Origin of the sequence: Mycobacterium sp. 852002-53434_SCH5985345 (assembly GCF_001667155.1) — a bacterium.
Taxonomy (GTDB): domain Bacteria; phylum Actinomycetota; class Actinomycetes; order Mycobacteriales; family Mycobacteriaceae; genus Mycobacterium.
Map to the genome: position 1 here is coordinate 222713 of NZ_LZIE01000066.1, position 21711 is coordinate 244423.

The following is a 21711-nucleotide window of genomic DNA, read 5'->3' on the forward strand; positions in this document are numbered from 1 at the left end:
ACTATCCGGCCCCAAACGCCATTACCGGGTCGATCGCGACCGCGCGCCGCAATCCCACCAAACTCGCCAACAGGCCGACCCCCACCGCGGTCCCCACCAGCGACAGGAAGGCCGAGGGGGTCACCACCACGAGCATCGGAAACAGCGGGCCGAGGAGCACGGCCAGCAGCCCGCCCAGCATCGCCGCAACCAACGCGACGAGCACCGCCTGCAGCATGAGCCCGGCGAGCACCGACTGGGTGGTGACACCGAGGGCTTTGAACACCGCGAAGTCTCGGGTGCGCTCCAATGCGGACAGGTAGATCAGCGATCCCACGATCGACGCGGCCACCGCCCACAGCAGGATCACCAGGTACGACATCGCCAGCCGAGCCATATGCAGCGGGCGAATCATGTCATCGACCGCGGCGGCGCGGTCCACGACGCGATAGCCGGCGGGCACTTGCGCGGGTACGCCGCGCAAGCCGATAGCCGAAATCACGTGCTGCGCGGAAAACATCAACCGCTGCGCCGTCGCGACGGTCACAAACGCATTGGGTTGACCTGCGAGCGTGGTGGACTTGTTGACCAGCCCGACGATCCGCAGCACCTGCGATCCCACCTCGACCTTGTCCCCGATGGATCGCTTCAGTGTGGTCGACATGGCGACCTCGTCAGGATTCGACGGTGCCCGCCCCGCCACGATCGGCGGCATCCCCTGTTCGGGCAGGCCGTAGACGTTCAGGTTTTCCGGTAGGCGCCGGTCTTGCAGGATCGTGTTGCCGTAGACCACCGGGATCGCCGATTCGACGCCGGGAAGCTGGGCGACGTCCTCGAGTTCGGCCTGCGGGAACCTCGATGAACCAATGAAAGGTCCGACCGCGCCCGCCTTGATGAGGTAGTGGTCGATGCCTATCGAGTCGGCCAGGCGCTGGGCCTCGACCCGGGTCCCGATCATCAGCCCCGTGATGATGAGGGTCATCGCGAACACCATTCCGGTGCCGACGGCCGCGATGATGAAGCGTCGCTGCCGCCATTGCATGTCCCGTATGGCGGTGATCAACATCGGCGCGCGCAACCGCTCTTGCAAGCCACCAATAGCCCACACGGCTTGACCTCCCTTTTCTTTCCCACCAAGCGTCGCCCGGGACGAGGCAAGTCGCGTAGAGCCGAAGGGCCTTGATCGGACGGACCTACGCCCCGCTTTTATGGCGGCCCGGATTCGATGTAGTTGAGCGATACCCGCAGTTCAGGGGCGCTCAAGCGGCAAATTCGCGGGCGCGCGATCGGGCGGGGAAATGTGACTGAGAACCCAATGACCGAATACGGTCCTTGCAATTAGGCGCGCGCCCAATAACAGCCGAGACGCAAAGATATTCTGCGGCCTCACTGACCGTCGGGAACCAGCCACTTCTCGAATGCGATCGGGACGAACGGCCCCCAGGACGGCAGCGGGTCGGCGGGCACCCGGGTGTACCCGGTCGCCTCGTACAGCGCCTCGGCCTCGGGTTGGCGGTTGCCGGTGATCAGGTAGAGCCGCCGGTACCCGCGCGCGGCGGTCTCCGCCTCCAGCGCCGCCAACAACACTCGCGCGTACCCGCGGCGCCGATGAGCGCGGTCGGTCCAGATCCGCTTCAGCTCGGCGGTTTCGGCGTCATAACGCCGGAATGCCCCGCCGGTGACGGGCACGCCGTCGAGCACCCCGATCAGCAATCCGCCGTCCGGCGAGGCCAGCTCGGCCTTCGGCACCGGCAACCAGGACAGGTGCGTGCTGGGCGTGCCGCCGTAACGCTGCGCGTACTCGTCGGCCAGCTCGGCCAGCAGGGGCCGCGCCAGCGGTTCGTCGTGGGTCGCCGACACGAACCGCAACTGGTGACGACCGGCCGGCGGGCTTGATTCGTGCACCACGTGATCATCCAACGCCTCTGACCGCGACACATTCCACTCGGGCATCCTCCCGCCGGCGGAGCCGCGCCAGCGGCGCGGGCGCCCACCAGTTCAGACCGCCGAACACGTGCATGAAGGCCGGGACGAGCAGCATGCGCACCAAGGTTGCGTCGACCAAGACGGCAAGAGTCAGACCGACGCCGAACATCCGCATGAAGGAAACCTCCGCGGAGGTGAGGGCTGCGAACGAGATCGACATCAACAGGGCTGCCGCCGTGATGATCCGGCCCGTTCGCGCGACGCCCAGCGCGATGCTCTCGTCGTTGTCGACACGCGTGCGGTCCGAGGCCATCCAGTACTCGCGGATGCGGGACAGCAGGAAAACCTCGTAGTCCATGGACAATCCAAATGCGATGCAGAACATCAACACCGGGATGTTGGCCACCAGCGTGCCGGTCGGGGTGGTGCCCAACGCACCCAGATGCCCGTCCTGGAAGATCCACACCAAAGCGCCGAATCCGGCCGTCAACGACAGCATGTTGAGCAGCACCGCTTTGACGGGCAGCACCACACTGCCGGTGAGCAGGAAGAGCAACACCAGCATGACGCAAGCGACGAAACCGAACAGCATGGGCAATCGCGACGTAATCGCGTTGACAGAGTCGCGATTCATCTGGGCCATCCCGGCCAGCTCGACGTGGCGGGCACCGGCCAACGGGATCGCATGCAAGCGATCCAACTGCGCGCCAGACGCCGGCGAATACAACGGTGCGCTGCTGGCCACCGTCAAATAGGCACTGCCGTCTGCCATTCCGGCGGGTGCCGACGGTGGCCCTTTCCGCTCACCGGCGATGAAGGTTCCGGTCGGTGCCGACACCGCCGATACGTCGGGTACGCGCGACAGCCGTGCGGCGTACTCGTCAAGGTCTCGCGTCGTCAGGCCGTCCGTGCGGGGGATGACGACCCTTATCTCGGAATCGGCACCGAAGTCGAGCCGGATCCGGTCGCTGACGGCGCGCGCCGACGATGACGCCGGGAGCACCCGATCGTCGGGATAGCCCCATTTGATGCCGAGGAACGGCGCGCCCAAAGCGAGCAGGACCGCGATGATCGCCAAGCCGATCGGAACCGCCTGCCGCATGGCCAGCTTGGCCGTTCGGTACCAAAAGGTGTGCTCGATGGTCGCCGGCGGGGCTTGGGAACGCCGAAAGACCTTGCGGCCCAAGTCCCAAACGTTGAGCGCATCAAGCCGGTCGCCCAGTAGCACGATCACCGCGGGCGCGACCACCATCGCGGCCAGGGCCGCGAAAGCCACCACCGCGACGCCGGCGTAGGCGAATGACCTCAGGAAGTACATCGGGAAGATCACCAACGCGGCCAGTGCGAGGGCCACCGTCAGGGCGGAGAACAGCACGGTGCGTCCGGCCGTGGCCATGGTGCGCGGGAGGGCTTCGGCGGGGGGCAGCCCGTCGGCCAGTTCGTCCCGATAACGGCTGATGATCAGCAGTGTGTAGTCGATGCCCAGCGCCAGAGCCAATGCCACGGCCACGTTCACCGCGAAGATGGACACGTCGGCGACCAACGCGACCGCGCGCAACACCGCGAGGGAACCCAGGATTGCGAAGCCGCCGACGAGGATCGGCAGTGCTGCGGCCAGCAAGCCGCCGAATACCCACACCAGCGCGGCGAAACTCAACGGAATCGCGACGGATTCCATTCGCAACAAATCGTTTTGGGTCTGCCGGTTGAGCTCTTCATAGATGATCGCCATGCCTGCGGCCTGCACGGTCACGCCGTCGCGATCGCGCACCAGCCGGTCCGCGAGCTCCCGGGCATGCTTGGGCGCGCTGCGTTCCCCGCCGGTGAGGGCGGCCACGATCAGCGCGGACTCGCCGTCGCCGCTGACCAACCCCGGCTGGGGCGCATCCCACGGCGACGCCACCTGTGCGACGAACGGCGACTGGGCCAGCTGCCGGACGATGTCCACGCCCACCATCCGAGCGGGTCCTTGGGTGACGCCGCTCCGCGAGTGCACCAGCAGCGTCATCTCCATGTCGCCTTGATGAAACTTATCGGCCAAAATCGCTGTGGCACGGGCGGATTCGGCCGTCTGGTCCAGAAATCCGCCGCCGGGCAGCGTCGCTGCGGCCGGGACACCGAAGATGGCGGCGAGGGCCGCCAGGAAGATCGCGCTTGCGATCACTCGTCGCGGAGCAGCGATGGAGATCAGGGCCAGTCGCGATAACATACGCGTCCTCCGGGATGATTAGCTGTCGATCCCCCCGATCGGTCTGGGTCAACTCCTCTGGCCCCCGGCGTGGTCCGCTATTCGCAGCGCTGCACGCACGCGACCGCCATCTCGGCCAAAGCGGTGCAAACGGCTTCGTTGATCTCCATGCCATCCACGTCGTTGAGTGCGGATGCCACCCGTCGGCTGATCATCTGTTCGATCATCTCCACGGCCCCCGTTGCGGCGATCAATCGCTTCCAACGCTGCAGCGCGGCGTCATCGAGTTCGTCGAGGTCCATGAGCTCGACGAGATGGCGGCGGGTCGGTGCGTCGGCCAGCTGGTAAGCGGCCACGACGAGGCTGGTCGCTTTGCGCTCGAGCAGGTCTCCCCCGCTTGGCTTTCCAGTCGCCGCCGGCGAGCCGAAGACCCCCAATACGTCGTCGCGGAGTTGAAACGCCTCCCCGACAACGCCGCCGTAGCGGCCAAGCCGTGCCAGCGTTCGGTCGCCGCAGCCGGCCATGGCCGCGCCCAATTCCAGCGGACGGCGCACCGTGTAGTTGCCCGACTTACGCCGCGCGACGTCGAGCACCGCATCGAGCGGCGGGAAGCTGCGGAGATCGGCCGCGAGATCGGCGAATTGACCTATCGCCAATTCGGTCCGCATGGCGTCGTAGCGCGGCCACACCCGCTGCAGGCGGCGGGCTTGGATACCGCTTTCGCGCAGCATCTGCTCCGCCCAAATGAGGCAAAGATCGCCTAGCAGAACGGCCGCCGACTCGCCGAATTTCTCGGCGCACGAGGCTAGTTCGCGCTCGCGGTGCCACAGGGCCAGTTGCACGTGCGCCGCCGGACGGCCCCGCCGTTGCGCCGAACGGTCCATGACATCGTCCTGGATCAGCGCGAATGCGTGCAGTAACTCCAGACTCGCCGCAGCCGTTAGCGCGGCTCCGCTCGGCGGGGCGCCACACAACCACCCGAGATACATGAAGGTGGACCGTAGACATTTTCCGTTAGACACGAACTGCGCCAGCATGTCGCCGACCGCGTCGAGGCCCGCGCCGGCGAGGTCGGTGGCGCGGGCCGAGACAAACTCCGCGACGGTGGCCAGCACCGCGGTGCGCACGCCCGCGCGCCACTCTTCGCCTCCCGGAGCGCCGCTCGCGGGCCACAACGAGGGGGCGTGCTGCGGGGCGCGGCCCGTCGGTTGCGAAAGTACGCCAGGCGGACGGTTCGAAACACGCAAGCTCAACGTTTCACGCCCCTTTCATCGTGGCTCATAAAGCGGGTACGACGTTAGGGCGCATCGGGTTCAAGAATTCGGCCGACTAATTTAAGTTAATTAAACGTTAACGAACTTAAAGAGCGGGCGACCTCTGGTTATGCCCGCGTGGCGGTGAGGTATTCGGGGACGAACTCCGTGTCCCCGGGGCGGTGGCGCCGCCTGACCGGCCGTCCCACCGCCCCCAGCAGCTCGGTGACGTTGCGCTGCATCGTCTCCCAACCGTGTGCGGTCAAATACTCCGGGACGTAATGGTATTGCCCCGGGTGGGTGAGGCTGGCCAGGTCGATGTCCACCCCGTTCTGGCGCAAGCCATCGACAAACGACCGCTCCGCCTCCAGCTGTAGCGGTGTCCAAATGGGCATGTGGTCGGCGGCGAACCGGCTGCCGGCTGCGCTCATCGCGGTGACGCCCTGCAGCACGCGGTCCTGCACGGCGGGAGTCAGATACCCGATCAGCAGCTGCTCGGCGATCCACACCGCGGGCGCGGTGGCGTCGAAGCCGACCCGCCGCAGGGCGGCCGGCCAATCCTGACGCAGAGCGACGCCCACGGCGCGCCGGCTCGCCGTCAGTTCGGCGCCCAATGCGCGCAGCGCTTCGGATTTGAAGTCGAGCGCCTCGGGCCGGTCGATCTCGTAAACCGTTGTCCCCGGCGGCCACCACAGCCGGTATGGCCGGGTGTCCAGACCCGACGCCAGGATCACCACCTGGCGAAGGCCCGCCCTCCCCGCATCGGCTACGAACTCGTCGACGAACCGGGTGTGCGCCGCGCAGACGTCCAGGAACCGCGGACCGTCGGCGTCGTCCGCGCCGAACCGGTCGTCTTCGATCACCCGCACGAAGTGATCGACCCCGGCGGCCCGCACCAGCGGTTCGGCGAACGGATCGTCCAGCGTCCCCTTGTTGGTGGCTACGGCCCGCGCGGCGGCACCGAATGCCGCGGTCACCGCCACGCCCGTCGTCGCTGTCATGGGCTCTACACGCCGGACCGACGCCGCAGGGTCAGCCCGACGAACGCCCGCCAGCCGAGCAACAACAACGCGGTGACCGACGCCGCCACCACCACGAAACTCGCGGCAACGCCGGCGGAACTGGCCTTGCGCAACACCATGCCGACGACGACGGTGCACAGCCAGACGACCACCCCGGTCGGCGCGACCTCGGTGGGGCGCCGCCAGGCGCGGGATGCCAGCCAGCCCACGACGGTTCCGGTGAGAAACGGCCAGGCGGTCGTCGCGACGCCGGCGAGGTTGAGTCCTTCGTCGTGGCTGCGACGCCCGGCGGCGCAGAACACCAGCACACCGATGACATCCATGGCCAGCCACAGGAGCCGTCGCATGCAGCGAGAGTACCGGGCAGGCCGCCGACCTTGACCCCGCCGCCATGCTGAACCTAGATTCGTCAGAAATGAATGCGCATTCACAAGGGCGTCTCGCCGTGGTGACCGGCGCCGGTTCGGGCATCGGCAAGGCGATCGCGCTGGCGTTCGCCGCGCTGGGCGACCGGGTGATCGCCGCCGACCTCGACGAGGCCGCCGGCGCGGCCACGGCCAAGGAGCACCCCGGGCTGATCACCGCGCTGCCGGTGGACGTCGCCGACCCGGCCCACGTCGACGCCCTGCGGGACGCGACGCACGGCGAAGCCGGCGTGCCCGACGTCGTCATCAACGCCGCGGGATGGGATCGCACCGATCAATTCCTCAACGCCACACCGGAATTCGCGGCCAAGGTGGTGGCGATCAACTACCTGGGACCGGTGCACGTCTGCGCCGCGTTCCTGCCGGGAATGATCGAGACGCACGCCGGCGGGCGTCTCGTCAACGTGGCCAGCGACGCGGACCGGGTCGGCAGCGCCGGGGAATCCATCTACGCAGGCGCCAAGGGCGGGGTGATCGCGCTGACCAAGTCGCTGGCCCGGGAGATGGCCCGCCATCAGATCACGGTCAACTGCGTGTGCCCGGGCCCGACCGACACACCGCTGTTCCACGCCCAGCCCGAGAAGCTGAAAGAAGCGCTGGTCAAAGCCATCCCGTTTCGCCGCCTGGCCCGACCCGAGGAGGTCGCCGCGGCCGTGCTGTTCTTCGCGTCGCCCGCCGCGTCGTTCATCACCGGACAGGTGATCAGCGTCAGCGGCGGCCTGACGATGGCTGGTTAAAGGCCGGTTAGTGGCAGGCTTGAGACCTATGAGCACCCACAAACCTCCCGCCTTCGACCGGTACGACCCCCTGGGCCTGGATGCCTCGCTGTCCGACGACGAGCTCGCGGTGCGCGCCACCGTCAGAGAGTTCTGCGCCGAGCACGTCCTTCCCTACGTCGCGGAGTGGTTCGAGATCGGCGACCTGCCGGTGCGCGAACTCGCCAAAGGGTTCGGACAGCTCGGCTTGCTGGGCATGCACCTGGAGGGGTACGGCTGCGGCGGCGCCTCCGCCGTGCACTACGGCCTGGCGTGCGTGGAGCTGGAGGCCGCCGACTCCGGCCTGCGGTCGATGGTCTCGGTGCAGGGATCGCTGGCGATGTTCGCGATCTGGAACTTCGGGTCCGAGGAACAAAAGCAGGAGTGGCTGCCCGGTATGGCGACCGGCGAACTGCTGGGGTGTTTCGGGCTGACCGAACCCGACGTGGGATCCGATCCGGCCGCGATGAAAACCCGTGCGCGACGCGACGGTTCGGATTGGGTGCTCAATGGCCGAAAGCTGTGGATCACCAACGGCTCGCTCGCCGACGTCGCGGTCGTGTGGGCGGCCACCGACGAGGGAATCCGGGGCTTTCTGGTGCCGGCCAGGACACCGGGATTCACCGCCAACACCATCCACCACAAGCTGTCGCTGCGAGCATCGATCACCAGCGAGCTGGTGCTCGACGACGTGCGGGTGCCCGCCGATGCGATGCTGCCCGAGGCGAAAGGCCTGCGGGGTCCGCTGTCCTGTTTGTCCGAGGCGCGCTACGGAATCATCTGGGGTGCCATGGGCGCGGCGCGGTCGGCCTGGCAGGCCGCGCTCGACTACGCCACCCAGCGCACCCAATTCGGGCGGCCGATCGCAGGATTCCAGTTGACCCAGGCAAAGCTCGTCGACATGGCGGTCGAGTTGCACAAGGGTCAGCTGCTGTCGCTGCAACTGGGCCGCCTCAAGGACAGCGTCGGGCTGCGTCCCGAGCAGGTCAGCTTCGGCAAGCTGAACAACACCCGGGAGGCCATCAAGATCTGCCGGACCGCTCGAACGATTCTGGGCGGCAACGGCATATCGCTCGAGTACCCGGTCATCCGACACATGGTCAACCTGGAGTCGGTGCTCACCTACGAAGGCACCCCCGAGATGCATCAGCTCGTCCTGGGCCAGGCGTTCACCGGTAGCGACGCCTTCCGGTAACAGGGGAAGAGATGGCCGCACGTCTGGAGTACACCGACGAGCACCGGCAGTTCCGAGCGCTCGTCCGCGAGTTCGTGCAGCGGGTGGTGGTCCCCGCACACGAGCGGGCCGAAACGCGGGGACAGTGGGACCGTTCGCTGTTCATCGAAGCGGGAAAGCTTGGGCTGCTCGGCTTTTCGGTGCCCGAGCAGCTCGGCGGCCCGGGAGTCAACGACTTTCGCTACAACGCGATCGTCATCGACGAACTGCAGCGGGCCGGCGCGGCGGCAGAGGCCATCGCGTTCACGCTGCAGAACGACGTGGTGCTGCCCTATCTCACCGACCTGGCCACGCCCGAGCAACAACGGCGCTGGCTGGCCGGCGTGGTGACCGGCGAGACGGTGCTCGGTATCGCCATGACCGAACCCGGCACCGGCAGCGATCTGGCCGGGATCCGCACCGCGGCGGTCCGAGACGGCGACCACTACGTCGTCAACGGCGCCAAGACGTTCATCTCCAACGGCCAGTGCGGTGACCTGTTCGTCGTCGCCGTGCGGACGTCCCCCGATCGGCACAAAGGCCTGTCGCTGCTGGTGGTCGACGCCGACACCCCGGGTTTCTCCCGGGGCCGCAACCTGGACAAGATCGGCCTGCACGCCCAGGACACCAGCGAGCTGACGTTCACCGACCTGCGGGTGCCGGCGGCCAATCTGCTCGGGGAAGAAGGCGCCGGCTTCTACCAGCTGATGCAGAACCTGCCGCAGGAGCGCCTTGCGCTGGGGGTGGGGGCGGTGGCCGCCGCCGAGGCCATCCTGGCCGAGACGCTGGAGTACGTGCGCGGACGCAAGGCGTTCGGCACGCCGATCGCCGGCTTCCAGCACAGCCAATTCGTTCTCGCCGAGGTGGCGACCGAAATCGACGTCGCCCGAACCTATCTCGACGACTGCCTGGCCCAGCACCTCAACGGCGAGCTGACGGCCGCGCGGGCCGCCCGCCTGAAGTGGTGGACCACCGACCTGCAGGTGCGCACGGCCGACCGCTGCCTGCAGCTGCACGGCGGCTACGGCTACATGCGCGAGTACGCCGTGGCGCGCGCGTTCGTCGACGCCCGCATCCAGACGATCTACGGCGGGACCAACGAGATCATGAAGACGATCGTCGCCAAGGACCTGGGCATCTGATGGCGGTCGACTATGGCGCCCTGCCCGTCGAGGAGGCCGTCCGTGCGGCCCGGGCCAGCGCGCGGCGCCGCCAGGTGCTCGACGCCGCGGTCAAGGTCATGGGAACACACGGCTTCCACCAGATGTCCATGCAGGATCTGGCCGCCGAGGCCAAGGTCAGCGTCGGCCTCATCTACACCTATTTCGGCGGCAAGGAGGACCTGCTGCTGGCCACTATCGTGCGGATCCTCGACGTGTTCCGCGACCAGCTGGCGCCCGTGATGGCCGCCGCCGGCGACGACGTCGTGGACCAGCTGGCCGCGGGCATCGGCCGCTACATCCAGATCGTGGACGAGAACCTCGACGGCGTGGTGTTGACCTATCGGGAGAGCCGGACACTGGCGCCGGCCGACCGGGCAAGGATCAAGGAACTCGAAATCGCCACCGCCGCACCGCTGCGCGCGGTCATCGAAACCGGTATCGCCGCGGGCGTCTTCCGCGATGTCGACGTCGACCTCACGGTGTTCGACATCATGCTGCTCGCCCACGGCTGGGCGCTAAAGCACTGGCATTTCGGCCCCGCCTACACCCGCGACGAGTACATCCGGCTGCAGACCCGCCACCTGCTCCACGCATTGGTGCGCGACGACCGTCGCGCCGATTACGCACACGTGCTGGAATGAAGCCATGAGACTCACCGCGCTCCGTAAGATGGCCGCCGCGTTCGCGCTGGGCGCCGTCGTCGTGGCGCCGACGGCCGGCGCCGACCCCACCGTCGCGCTGCCCCCGATGACGTCGAGCGGCGGCGGCCCGATCATCGGCGGCGGCAGCAACGCCGGGATCGCGCAGCAGCTGTTCAGCTTCGGCACTCCCAACGTGCAGGAGGTCGACGGCTCGGACGCGGCGCAATTCATCACGGCCGCCGCCGGGAGCGCCAATCCTCAACTGGCCGCCCCCTTCTCGCTGATGCGCCGGGCGCTGGCATGCCAGACGAACAACGCCGGGTTCGGGGCGCGCGCCTACCGGCGCAGCGATGGGCAATGGGGAGGCGCGATGGTGGTCGCGGCCAAGAGCGCGACGCCCAACGTGGACGGCCTGGCGGGCTGCGCCAAGACGAATTGGCGCAGGGCCACGGCCGGCACGCAGAGCTCGCTCTGCAACAGCGGCTGGAGCACCCCCAACACCTACGAGAGCCGCCGCGGCGAGACCTACTACATCCTGCTCGCCGGCACCGCCGACGACTTCTGCACCGCGGTCAACGGGAAATTCAAGGACAACTCCAACGGGTGGCCATTCTAGCCGGCGGTACGAAATAGGTTGCGCGAACGGCTGTTTCGGAATTCGGCCAGCCGACCCTAGCCCAGACTAAGGCAAGGGTTACCATTTTCGAATATCCCCGCGGCCACAATTAATCCCGCCATGAGTTGCCGCCGTTTGAATTCAATACATTTCACGCGAACGGGGAACTCCCACCAAAAATGCCGGCGCGCCGGGTTTTCGAAATCCACTGTCGCAACGGCGAAGACACCGTAGACTTCCGCCATCGGGTGATCGGGCAATCGGGCAAACAAAAGGAATTGTCCATCCATGAACGGGGTTGGTGTTATGTCACGATTGACCGGCAAAATCATTCTCGCTGCGATGCTCGGATTCACCGTCTGCGCGGCTTCGGCTTGCACGACGCCGATAACCATCGACTGCGGTCCGGGCCTGACCTGCCAGTAACCGCAGGCCTTATCCGCGGCTTCGGCAAGGGATCGCCCACCCCCGCGGCGGGCGATCCCTTGCCGTACCGCTGAGTTCATCCGGATTGTGCTGTGCGACAGCCGGATCTGCGGGCTCCCGTGCCGATCTGTGCCTTGCCGTGACGTCCGAGGGGTCCTAGTCGTACGGTGGACATGCGCTGGAAGCAGCGTGCGACCAGAACGACGAGGCCAATAAGGGGTGAGCATGTCGCGTCATCACGTCGTCATCATCGGAAGCGGATTCGGCGGTTTGAACGCGGCCAAGGCCCTCAAACGGGCGGATGTGGATGTCACGTTGATCTCGAGGACGACCACCCATTTGTTCCAGCCGCTGCTGTACCAGGTGGCCACCGGCATCCTGTCCGAAGGCGACATCGCGCCGACCACCCGGCTGATCCTGCGTCGGCAGAAGAACGTCCGGGTGCTGTGGGGCGAGGTCAGCGGCATCGACCTGACCGCGAAGACCGTGACGTCGCACCTGATGGGCATGGAGACGGTGACACCCTTCGACAGCCTCATCGTGGCCGCCGGCGCGCAACAGTCCTATTTCGGCCACGACGAGTACGCCGCCTTCGCGCCCGGCATGAAGAGCATCGACGACGCCCTCGAGCTGCGGGCCCGCATCCTCGGCGCGTTCGAGGCCGCGGAAGTCGCCACCGACCCGGACGAGCGGCAACGCCGCCTGACGTTCGTGGTGGTCGGCGCCGGGCCGACCGGAGTCGAGCTGGCCGGCGAGATCGTCCAGCTCGCCGAGCGCACCCTGGCCGGGGCTTTCCGGACGATCACGCCCAGCGAATGCCGGGTCATCCTGCTCGACGCGGCGCCCGCGGTGTTGCCGCCGATGGGTGAGAACCTGGGCCTCAAGGCGCAACGCCGGCTGCAGAAGATGGACGTCGAGATCCAGCTCAACGCGATGGTGACCGCGGTGGACTACATGGGCATCACCGTCAAAGACGCCGACGGCAGCGAGCGCCGCATCGAATGCGCGTGCAAGGTGTGGGCCGCGGGCGTGCAGGCCAGCGCGCTGGGCAAAATGGTCGCCGAGCAGTCCGACGGAACCGAGACCGACCGCGCCGGACGGGTCATCGTCGAGCCCGACCTGACCGTCAAGGGGCATCCGTACGTGTTCGTGGTCGGCGACCTGATGTCCGTCCCCGGCGTACCGGGGATGGCCCAGGGCGCGATCCAGGGCGCGCACTACGTCACCAATCTGATCAAGCAGGCGGTGAAGGGCCACGACGATCCGGCCAACCGCAAGCCGTTCAAGTACTTCGACAAGGGCAGCATGGCCCTGATCTCGCGGTACAGCGCCGTCGCGAAGGTGGGCAAGCTGGAGTTCGGCGGCTTCATCGCCTGGCTGGCGTGGCTGCTGTTGCACCTCTTGTACCTGGTTGGTTTCCGCAACCGCATCGCCGCCATGTTCTCCTGGGGGATCTCCTTCCTGGGCCGCACCCGCGGCCAGATGGCCATCACCAGCCAGATGATGTACGCCCGGCCGGTGGTGGACTGGGTGGAGCGGCAGGCGCAAGAGGGGACGCTGGCGGCGGCCGAACGCATCGACGCCGCCGAGAAACAAGCCGGTTAGCTCTTCAACTAGCTCAAAGCCTGGTCAATGTCGGCGATCAGGTCGTCGGTGCCCTCCAGCCCGACCGAGATCCGGACCACGCCGTCGCCCAGGCCGATCGCGGCGCGGCCCTCCGGGCCCATCGCCCGGTGGGTGGTGGTGGCCGGATGTGTGACAAGGGATTTGGCGTCGCCCAGATTGTTGGAGATGTCGATCAGCCGCAGCTTGTCCAGCACCTCGAAGGCCCGTTGCTTGGCGGCGCTTTCGGGGCAGTCGAGCGCGAAGGTGATCACCGTGCCGCCGCCCGACATCTGGCGCTTGGCCAGGTCGTATTGCGGGTGCGACGGCAGATACGGGTAGCGAACCCAGCTCACCGCCGGATGGGTCTCCAGGAATTCCGCGATCCGGTGCGCCGAGGAGTTGCTGTGCTCGACCCGGATCGCCAGCGTCTCAAGGCCTTTCACCAATACCCAGGCATTGAACGCGCTGAGCGCCGGACCGGTGTGCCGCATCAGCTTCTGCACGGGGCCGTCGATGTACTCCTTGTCGCCGAGGATGGCACCACCCAGCACCCGCCCCTGACCGTCGATGTGCTTGGTGCCCGAGTACACCACCACGTCGACCCCGAGGGGAATGCCCTGCTGCAGCAGCGGCGTGGCAAAGACATTGTCCAACACCACTTTTGCCCCCGCAGCGTGGGCGAGCTCGACGACCGCGGCGATGTCCACCAACGACTGCATCGGGTTTGACGGCGTCTCGAAGAACACCGCCGCGGTGGGGACGGACAGCGCCTCCTCCCACTGCGCGAGGTCGTCGCCGTCCACGAAGACGGTCTCGACGCCCCAGCGCGGCAGGATCTCGTTGCACACCACGAAACACGACCCGAACAGGCTGCGCGCCGCGACCAGCCGGTCCCCGGCGCCCAGCAGCGCGCCCAGCGAGGTGAACACCGCCGCCATTCCGCTCGCGGTGGCGAACGCCGCGGGGGCGCCCTCGATCAGGCGCAACCGCTCCTCGAACATCGTCACGGTCGGGTTCCCGTACCGCGAGTACACGAAGTGGTCGAGCTCGCCGGTGAATGACTTCTCCGCGACGGCCGCCGAGGAGTAGACATAGCCGGACGTCAAAAACATCGCCTCGGCGGTCTCGTCGAACCCCGAGCGCAGCAGCCCGCCCCGCACGCCGATGGTGGCCTGGCTGACGCCGTCGGGCAGCGCCTTGGGGGCGCGGACGGAATCCCCCGGGGGGTGGGTCATAGCTGCTTCCAGGGCAATCCGATGGCGCGCCAGCCCGATTCGCCGCGCAGCCCCTGGGCGTTCGGGTGGCCCTCGAAGCCGTCCAGCACGTTGTAGGCCGGCGTGATGCCGGTCCGGGTGGCGACCTCGGCGGCACCGATGGAGCGGTTGCCCGAGCGACACAGGAAGACGACCGGACGTTCGGCGTCGGTTTCAGGCACCCGGTCGCGCAGTTCGTCGGCGAAGTTGGCGTTGTACCTGCCGTCCGAGGTGTTCCACTCGATGAACACCACCTCGCGGCCCAGGCTGGACAGGTCGGGCACCCCGACGAACCGCCATTCGTCGTCGGTGCGCACGTCGACCAGCACAGCGTCGGGATTCTCGCTGAGCAGTTCCCATGCCTGCTGGGGGGTGATGTCTCCGGCGTAGCCCGCGCGCTCTGTGCTCATGACCTCGAATCGTAACGAGGTCACCTTGCCGCCCGATAACTCAGTGCGCGGGCTCGCGCGCGGCCAGTCGGCTGGCGACCTCGCGGGCGCGGTCGAGCGCCGCAGCCACCTCCGGCGCCGTCGCCAACGCCTGGTATCCGCGCCCGACCACGCGCACGTCGCTCTCCGGCACGCTCAGCGCCCGGGCCAGCGCGGCGGCCGGCGCGTCGGCGCGCTCGACCCGGTGGGCCGCGCCCGGCGAGATCATCATGGTGTCCACCGGCAGGCCCAGGACGGTGCGGGCCTGCAGCTCGAACGCCGAGAGCCGCTGGCTGGGCACCGTCGCCCAAGCGCTGGCGGTGGGGAAGGGCGTGACGTCGGCGAAGTACACCTCGTCGCCGTTGATCATCAACTCGACCCCGAAGACGCCGCGGCCGCCGAGCTCCTTGACGATCCGCGCCGCGACCGATTTGGCGGCATCCATCGCCGCCGCGCTCATCTGCTGCGGTTGCCACGATTCCAGCGCGTCGGCGTGGCCACCGCGATGGCCGATGGGCGAGCAGAATTCGATCGCCGGTCCCCCGGGCCCGTCGCTGCGGACGGCCAGCAAGGTGACGTAAAACTCGACCTCCACCACGGTCTCGGCCAGCACGCGGTGCTGGTCCCCGTCGCCTCCCGTCGCGCGCTGCCAGGCCGCCGCGAGGTCGTCGGGACCCGACGCCACCGACTGTCCCCGCCCGGCCGCCGCGAGCACCGGCTTCACCAGCAGCGGGTAGCCGGCGTGGGCCCCGACCGCCTCGAGTTCGCCGACGGAGCCGACGAACCAGAACGGCGCCGTGGGCAGCCCCAGCTCGTCGGCGGCCAGCCGGCGCAGGCCCTCCCGGTCGGCGGCGAGCCGCACCGCGCGCGCGCCGGGCACCAGCTGGGTGCCCCCGGCCTCGAGGCCCTCGAGCGCCAGGGGCGCAACGGCGTCGGTGGCGGCCACGACGACGTCCGCGTGCAGCCCCCGCACCGCCTTCGTCAGCTCCTCTGCGTCGGCCATCGGGACCACCAGCGACTCATCGGCCACCCCGTCCGCGCGCTCACCGACGACGATCACCCGCGCGCCGAGGCGCCCCAGCGCGATCGACAATTCCCGGCTGAGCTCACCCGAACCCAGCACCACCACGCGCGGCCTGGCGTCGGCTTCCGTGGTCGGCGCTTGCGAGGGCACGGCGAGCGCGGTGGTCCTGTCGTCTTGTCCTTCGGTGGGGCCGTCAGTCACCGCTCAAGGATAGGTCGGTCGCGCGGGGGCTAGGGCTGACTGCCCGGCTCCTCCACGGCGCATGCCGCGCCGCATCGTCGCCAGGCTAGGGCTGACCGGGAAGCAACCGCACCATCAGCCCGTTGGCCTCGGCCAGCACCGCCCCGTCGCCGTCGAGCAGTTCCGCGCCCACGAACGCCTTGCGGCCCTCGGTGCTCGTGACGCGGCCGCGCACGACCAGCGGCGCGTCGATTGGGGTGACCTTGCGGTAGTCGACATGCAGGAAGGCCGTCCGGCTGATCGGCCGCCCCGCGGCGTGCGACACCATGCCGAACATGTGGTCGAACAGCAGCGGGAGCACACCGCCGTGCACGGCGTGATTTCCGCCGACGTGAAACCGGCTGAAGTAGCCCGTCATCTCGACCCCGTCCGGCGCGTATTTCGTCAACGTCCAGGGCGGCAGCAGCAGGCTGCCCATGCCGGGCAGGTTTGGCGTCCGCCCGGCCGGCGCCTTGCCCTCGTCGGCCTGGAACGGGCCCAGCAGCTGCACCAGGGCCGCGGCGCGGTCGGCCGCGTCGTCCCACAGGGCATCGCCGGGATCGGCGGACACGGCCAGGTCCTGCAGCTGGCGCATGGCCGCGACGAACCGGCCGAATCCCGGGCCGGGACTGGCGGGGCCGTATTCGGGAAAGCCGCCGTGGTGTTCGTATTCGGGATCGAGTTCTTTGGGATCCGGCTCCGTCACGGGCGGGCCGCCAGGACGTCGCGGCGCACGATCGTCTGTTCGCGGCCCGGACCCACGCCGATGCACGAAACATGGGCCCCGGCAAGCTCTTCCAGCCGCAGCACGTAGTCACGCGCCTTGGCGGGCAGGTCGTCGAATTCGCGGGCGTCCGAGATGTCCTCCCACCAACCCGGCAACTCCTCGTAGATCGGCTCGGCGCGGGCCAGGTCGGTCTGCGTCATCGGCATGTCGGTGGTGCGCTCGCCGTTGATGCGATACCCGACGCAGATCGGCACCGTTTCCAGGCTGGAGAGCACGTCGAGTTTGGTCAGGAAGAAGTCGGTGATGCCGTTGACCCGCGTGGCGTAGCGGGCGATGACGGCGTCGAACCAGCCGCAGCGCCGCCGCCGCCCGGTGGTCACCCCGAACTCGCCGCCGGTCTTGGACAGGTATTCGCCGTTCTCGTCGAACAGCTCGGTGGGGAACGGCCCGGAACCCACGCGGGTGGTGTAGGCCTTGAGGATCCCCAGCACGGTGGTGATGCGGGTGGGCCCGATGCCGGACCCGACGGCGGCGCCGCCGGCGGTCGGGTTCGACGACGTCACATAGGGATACGTGCCGTGGTCGACGTCGAGCAGGGTGCCCTGGGAGCCCTCCAGCAGGACCGTCTCGCCGGTCTCGAGCGCGGCGTTGAGCAGCCGGCGGGTATCGCGGATGCGATGGCGGAACCCCTCCGCCTGTTCCAGCAGCGCCTCGACGACCTGGTGCGGGTCCAGGGCCTTGCGGTTGTAGATCTTGACCAGGATCTGGTTCTTCAGTTCCAGCGCGGCCTCGATCTTGTGGGTCAGCTGGTCGGGGTCGAGCACGTCGGCGACCCGGATCCCCTGGCGGGCGATCTTGTCCTGGTAGCAGGGCCCGATGCCGCGGCCCGTGGTGCCGATCTTCTTGTTGCCCATGTAGCGCTCGGTGACCTTGTCGATGGCCACGTGGTAGGGCAACAGCAGGTGCGCGTCGGCCGAGATCAACAGCTTGGTGGTGTCCACCCCGCGATCCTCGAGGCCTTTGAGCTCGTCGAGCAGCACGCCGGGGTCGACCACCACACCGTTGCCGATGACGTTGGTGACGCCGGGGGTCAGCACTCCCGACGGGATCAGGTGCAGCGCGAAGTTCTCGCCGCTGGGCAAGACGACGGTGTGCCCGGCGTTGTTGCCCCCCTGATAGCGCACCACCCACTGCACGCGTCCACCGAGCAGGTCAGTGGCTTTACCTTTGCCCTCGTCACCCCATTGGGCGCCGATGAGGACGATTGCCGGCATGACTTGCTCCCGCCTGCTTACTGTGGCTCTACTGGCAAGGCGCCGTATCTCGCAGCGCCGCCGCGGTTTTCGGCATCGCCCGTTCGCTCGAGCTGCCGACCTGCACCAGCGCCTCGGTTAACCCGTACGGGACCGTGCGCGTAGCCGGACGCGTCGTTGCTTGGCGCGTTCACGTGGCGATCCTAAACGTCTGGTAACGACGGACTTGTGCCAAGTCCCATTTGATCCCGACTCGTGTCGGGGAGGGTCGCTGCTCATCCGCCCTGCGCCGCGGGCAGCCGCTCGCTGAGCGGCATCTCCCCCCGTGCGGCGGCAGGCGGAGCACTTGACGCCTCGGGCGGTTTGGCCGCACATACACCGCCTTGGGTCGGTGCGTCCAACATCAGGCACAAGCCCTTTCTGTCACGACCGGGCCTCTTGGCCGCCCAACCCGGCCACACCGGCTTTCCGTTCCAACTGACCAGCGTCCAGCCATCGTGCGGATTGCCCTGGATCTCGACCACGCCGGCGTTGGGCAGCGGATCGAAGAGCAAGAGCAGCGGATCGGGGTTTTTGACACTCATCATCGTCCCGACGCCGATCGCAAACTCGCTGGAGACGGCCACTTCGGTGATCCTGCCGCCCACGGATCGAACCGGGTTGGCCATGGCATTGCCGTACATCAATTGCAGGGAGTCGTTGAAGCGACTCGCGTCGGTCACCGCATTGCCGTACATCGTTTGCAGCGCGCCGTTGAAGCGTTTGTCGAATTCGAACCCGTTGGCGTCGGTGGAGCCCGGAGCCAGCATCGGCACGATGCGCAGCCCCAGCAGCCACGCCACCGGGCCAAGCAGGTAGACCAGCCCCGCGAGGCTGAACTGGGGTAGGCCGTTGAAAGCGCCGGCGTCGATCTCGTTGAGCCCGGGCAATGTCTGAACATTCATTCCCAGCATGGACGCCAACGGCGCCGCGGTCTGCTGCGTCCTGATCAACTGCGACGCGAAGATCCCGGCCACCGAGCCCTTCGCGGCGAGCGCCGTGGCGATGTTCTGCGCCTGCTGCTGGCCGAGCGCAGTGAGTACCGCTCCGGGCACCGACGTGTCGATCACGCCCGCCGCATTGGCCTGCGACTGGCCGTGCCGCACCAAGTCGATCACGATCGATTCGTCGGCGGAGGCAGTCGCCGGCCCGACGCACAGCAGGACAGCCGAGAACGCTACGGCACCGACACGGCGGAGTTGATTCGTCAGCAATGTCGGCGCGCGGAGCCGGTAACCGACACGAGCAGCGCGGTTCGCGCGGTTGAGAAGACGGCGATGAGTCGGCGAATGGCAGCTCTCCGTTCTCCAGCCACCCGTGGGCTGACACCGTGGCAGGAGTAAAGTATCCGGTTGTTACCAGGCGGTGGCGCAACGATTTTCGCAGTCCGAAACCATGTTGTGACTGCGCCGTTATGGTGAGATCGTTGCGTGCACAGACGGTCTGGGCGCCCATCGGACGAGAGACGTTGAACGACAAGCATATTGGAACTGCTCACTTGGACGGCCCGTGACGCGAGATGATCCTGCGGTAGCGGTGTTGGTGTTCGGCGATCGGCGCGTACCGCGGCCGCTGACCGGCGTGCCGGTTCACTCGGCCGACATCGATGCCGCGATCGGCCCCTACCGGCGGGTCGTCGTGGTGGGCGCCGACGCCGACCTGGCCGCCGTGCTGACCGGGCTGCTGCGCGCCGGCCGGCTCGACATCGAGGTGGCCTACCTGCCGCGCCGCCGCACCCGCGCGACCCGGATCTACCGCCTGCCCGTCGGGCGGCGCGCGGCGCGGCGCGCCCGGCGGGGGGCCGCGCGGCGCGTGACCCTGGTCCGCGACGAGACCGGGTCGGTGATCGTCGGGCGGGCCGGCTGGCTGCCGGCCGAGGGTCGCCGCCTGCGCGGCGAGGCCGTCGTCGACGACACCGTGTTGTTCGACGGTGACGCCCCCGCCGTCGACGTCGAGCCGACGCTGGCCGTCCCGGGCCTGCGCGCCCGCGTGGCGACGGGCTGGCGCCGCTGGGTCCCCGGCCGCGCCGTCCAGCTGGGGAGCACCGGCGTCACCGTGGTGCGCGACGGCGTGCTCGCGCCCCGCCCGGCGCGCCGGTCGACGTTCTACCGCAACGTCGAAGGCTGGCTGGCGGTCCGCTAGTTTTCGGCGCCCGGTCACGTTTCGGGCCTGCGGGATGTCAATATCGTGAGATCTCTGGTCAATGAAGGGGAACCCGATGGCAACAACAAGCCGCCGGCTCAAAAGAACTGCCCGGCTGCTGGATCTGGCCCAGCTCGGCAACGCGCACTGGCTGTTCGGCAACATCTACGAAGCGGTCGTCAAGATCCCGGAGCGGCTCGCCGCCGAGCGGCGGGACACAGCCCCTGGTTCCGGGCGGGGCTCACCATCGGTCCTCGCGCCCGGCAGCCCGCTGCGTTACTACGCCCCCGTCGCGCCCATCACGTTGGCAGCGACTGCCGCGGCCGTGAGCACGGGTTGGGAAATCGAAGGCGCCAGGTGCTGGCTGGCGCTGACGGCGAGTTGCTCGCTTGCCGGTATGGCCATCAGCGGCTACCTGATCCGGACGGTGAATCTCCGGGTGATGTTCGCCGATACGCAACCTCCACCGGCCGAACGGGACGCGCTCATCGGGAGGTGGTATCGGCTCAACGTGATTCGCGTCGCGACCGCGGCTGGCGCGTTGTTGGCCGCGAACCGGGCGGGCGCGATGATCACCGAACGCAACGGCCGGCTGGCGGTCCGCTAGTTTCGACCGGTGAGCCTGCCCGCCCGGCGCGAATCGGTCCGACCCAGCCCCATCTTCCTGGCCCTCGTCGGCCTGACGGCGGCCGGCGGCGTGCTGGCCTGGCTGGCCGGCAGCACTGTGCGGCCGCTGGCGTATTTCGGGGTGTTCACCTTCGTGATCGCCGGCTGGTTGGTGTCGCTGTGCCTGCACGAATTCGGCCACGCCGTGACCGCCTGGCGATTCGGCGACCACGACGCCGCCGTGCGCGGGTACCTGACGCTGGATCCGCGGCGCTACAGCCATCCCGCGCTGTCGCTCCTGCTGCCGATGGTGGTCATCGCGCTGGGCGGGATCGGCCTGCCGGGCGCCGCGGTGTACGTGCGGACCTGGTTCATGCCGCCGAGCCGGCGCAGCCTGGTCAGCCTCGCGGGGCCGGCCGCCAATCTGGTGCTGGCGGTGCTGCTGCTGGCGCTGACGCGATTGTTTTACGACCCCTTCCACCAGGTGCTGTGGGCGGGGGTGGCGTTCCTGGGCTTTCTGCAGCTGACCGCGGTGGTGCTCAACCTGCTGCCCATCCCGGGCCTGGACGGCTACGACGCCCTGGAGCCGCACCTGAGTCCGGAGACGCAGCGCGCGGTGGCGCCGGCCAAGCAGTACGGCTTTTTCATTCTGCTGTTCCTGCTCCTGGCCGCCAGCCATTGGTTCTTTCAGATGGTGCTCTGGCTGTTCGAGTTCTCCGGCGTGCCGACGTGGCTGGTGTCGGCGGGCAACGCGCTGACCCGCTTCTGGAGCCGCTGGTTCTGACACTTGCCATATATGCGTGGGTCC

The 21711-nt window shown here is 68.2% G+C and carries 22 protein-coding genes; 9 read left to right on the forward strand and 13 right to left on the reverse strand.

What is annotated here, in order from left to right:
* Position 1: 1 nt before the first annotated feature.
* The 6 genes from A5756_RS16890 to A5756_RS16915 form a co-directional block, all read right to left on the reverse strand.
* Positions 2-1045, reverse strand: coding sequence for an FtsX-like permease family protein (locus A5756_RS16890; RefSeq protein WP_066954599.1), 1044 nt, complete (start codon positions 1043-1045; stop codon positions 2-4).
* Between the two features lie 320 nt (positions 1046-1365).
* Entirely contained in the window at positions 1366-1887 is a 522-nt protein-coding gene (locus A5756_RS16895; protein ID WP_156659579.1) for a GNAT family N-acetyltransferase, read from the reverse strand.
* Between the two features lie 4 nt (positions 1888-1891).
* Positions 1892-4114: an MMPL family transporter gene (locus A5756_RS16900; RefSeq protein WP_066954605.1), complete on the reverse strand. Its 2223-nt coding sequence runs from the start codon at positions 4112-4114 to the stop codon at positions 1892-1894.
* Positions 4115-4191: 77 nt separating this feature from the next.
* Positions 4192-5268, reverse strand: coding sequence for a polyprenyl synthetase family protein (locus tag A5756_RS16905; RefSeq protein ID WP_066954608.1), 1077 nt, complete (start codon positions 5266-5268; stop codon positions 4192-4194).
* Positions 5269-5474: 206 nt separating this feature from the next.
* Complete coding sequence (locus A5756_RS16910) at positions 5475-6347, reverse strand: SAM-dependent methyltransferase (protein WP_066954611.1); 873 nt, start codon at positions 6345-6347, stop codon at positions 5475-5477.
* A 5-nt stretch (positions 6348-6352) separates the two neighbouring features.
* A complete protein-coding gene (locus A5756_RS16915) occupies positions 6353-6691 on the reverse strand; it encodes a DUF3054 domain-containing protein (protein ID WP_066954735.1) in 339 nt (112 codons plus the stop codon).
* Positions 6692-6783: 92 nt separating this feature from the next.
* Between A5756_RS16915 and A5756_RS16920 the strand changes: the two genes are divergently transcribed.
* From A5756_RS16920 to A5756_RS16940, 5 genes are read left to right on the forward strand one after another with little or no spacing between them, the layout of a single operon-like run.
* On the forward strand, positions 6784-7530 hold the full coding sequence (locus A5756_RS16920) for an SDR family NAD(P)-dependent oxidoreductase (RefSeq protein WP_066954614.1): 747 nt from the start codon (positions 6784-6786) through the stop codon (positions 7528-7530).
* Positions 7531-7558: 28 nt separating this feature from the next.
* Complete coding sequence (locus A5756_RS16925; protein WP_066954617.1) at positions 7559-8743, forward strand: acyl-CoA dehydrogenase; 1185 nt, start codon at positions 7559-7561, stop codon at positions 8741-8743.
* Positions 8744-8754: 11 nt separating this feature from the next.
* Positions 8755-9903: an acyl-CoA dehydrogenase family protein gene (locus A5756_RS16930; RefSeq protein WP_066954620.1), complete on the forward strand. Its 1149-nt coding sequence runs from the start codon at positions 8755-8757 to the stop codon at positions 9901-9903.
* Entirely contained in the window at positions 9903-10565 is a 663-nt protein-coding gene (locus tag A5756_RS16935; RefSeq protein ID WP_066954623.1) for a TetR/AcrR family transcriptional regulator, read from the forward strand. The genes A5756_RS16930 and A5756_RS16935 overlap by 1 nt, the downstream gene beginning before the upstream one ends.
* A gap of 4 nt (positions 10566-10569) precedes the next feature.
* Positions 10570-11181, forward strand: a complete 612-nt coding sequence (locus tag A5756_RS16940; protein WP_066954626.1) for a hypothetical protein — start codon at positions 10570-10572, stop codon at positions 11179-11181.
* Positions 11182-11237: 56 nt separating this feature from the next.
* On the opposite strand, the gene A5756_RS25950 is transcribed toward A5756_RS16940, so the two are convergent.
* Entirely contained in the window at positions 11238-11687 is a 450-nt protein-coding gene (locus tag A5756_RS25950) for a hypothetical protein (RefSeq protein WP_156659581.1), read from the reverse strand.
* 145 nt (positions 11688-11832) lie between these two features.
* Between A5756_RS25950 and A5756_RS16945 the strand changes: the two genes are divergently transcribed.
* Positions 11833-13212 (forward strand): NAD(P)/FAD-dependent oxidoreductase, encoded by a 1380-nt coding sequence (locus A5756_RS16945; protein WP_066954629.1) that lies wholly within the window; start codon positions 11833-11835, stop codon positions 13210-13212.
* Between the two features lie 8 nt (positions 13213-13220).
* Here the strand turns inward: A5756_RS16945 and A5756_RS16950 are convergent, their stop codons facing one another.
* From A5756_RS16950 to A5756_RS16975, 6 genes are all read right to left on the reverse strand, one after another.
* A complete protein-coding gene (locus A5756_RS16950) occupies positions 13221-14447 on the reverse strand; it encodes an O-succinylhomoserine sulfhydrylase (RefSeq protein ID WP_066954631.1) in 1227 nt (408 codons plus the stop codon).
* Complete coding sequence (locus tag A5756_RS16955) at positions 14444-14875, reverse strand: rhodanese-like domain-containing protein (protein WP_066954634.1); 432 nt, start codon at positions 14873-14875, stop codon at positions 14444-14446. The genes A5756_RS16950 and A5756_RS16955 overlap by 4 nt, the downstream gene beginning before the upstream one ends.
* Positions 14876-14915: 40 nt before the next feature.
* On the reverse strand, positions 14916-16118 hold the full coding sequence (purT, locus tag A5756_RS16960; protein ID WP_066954636.1) for a formate-dependent phosphoribosylglycinamide formyltransferase: 1203 nt from the start codon (positions 16116-16118) through the stop codon (positions 14916-14918).
* An 85-nt stretch (positions 16119-16203) separates the two neighbouring features.
* Positions 16204-16842: a PaaI family thioesterase gene (locus A5756_RS16965; RefSeq protein WP_066954639.1), complete on the reverse strand. Its 639-nt coding sequence runs from the start codon at positions 16840-16842 to the stop codon at positions 16204-16206.
* On the reverse strand, positions 16839-18137 hold the full coding sequence (locus A5756_RS16970) for an adenylosuccinate synthase (RefSeq protein WP_066954642.1): 1299 nt from the start codon (positions 18135-18137) through the stop codon (positions 16839-16841). Before A5756_RS16970 ends, A5756_RS16965 begins: the two co-directional genes overlap by 4 nt.
* A gap of 254 nt (positions 18138-18391) precedes the next feature.
* A complete protein-coding gene (locus tag A5756_RS16975) occupies positions 18392-19369 on the reverse strand; it encodes a histidine phosphatase family protein (protein ID WP_066954645.1) in 978 nt (325 codons plus the stop codon).
* Positions 19370-19664: 295 nt separating this feature from the next.
* Between A5756_RS16975 and A5756_RS16980 the strand changes: the two genes are divergently transcribed.
* The 3 genes from A5756_RS16980 (at position 19665) to A5756_RS16990 (ending at position 21687) form a co-directional block, all read left to right on the forward strand.
* Complete coding sequence (locus A5756_RS16980) at positions 19665-20297, forward strand: peptidase M50 (protein WP_066954648.1); 633 nt, start codon at positions 19665-19667, stop codon at positions 20295-20297.
* Positions 20298-20373: 76 nt separating this feature from the next.
* Entirely contained in the window at positions 20374-20904 is a 531-nt protein-coding gene (locus A5756_RS16985) for a DUF1772 domain-containing protein (RefSeq protein WP_066954651.1), read from the forward strand.
* Between the two features lie 9 nt (positions 20905-20913).
* Entirely contained in the window at positions 20914-21687 is a 774-nt protein-coding gene (locus tag A5756_RS16990; protein ID WP_066954653.1) for a site-2 protease family protein, read from the forward strand.
* The last annotated feature ends 24 nt before the right edge of the window (positions 21688-21711 follow it).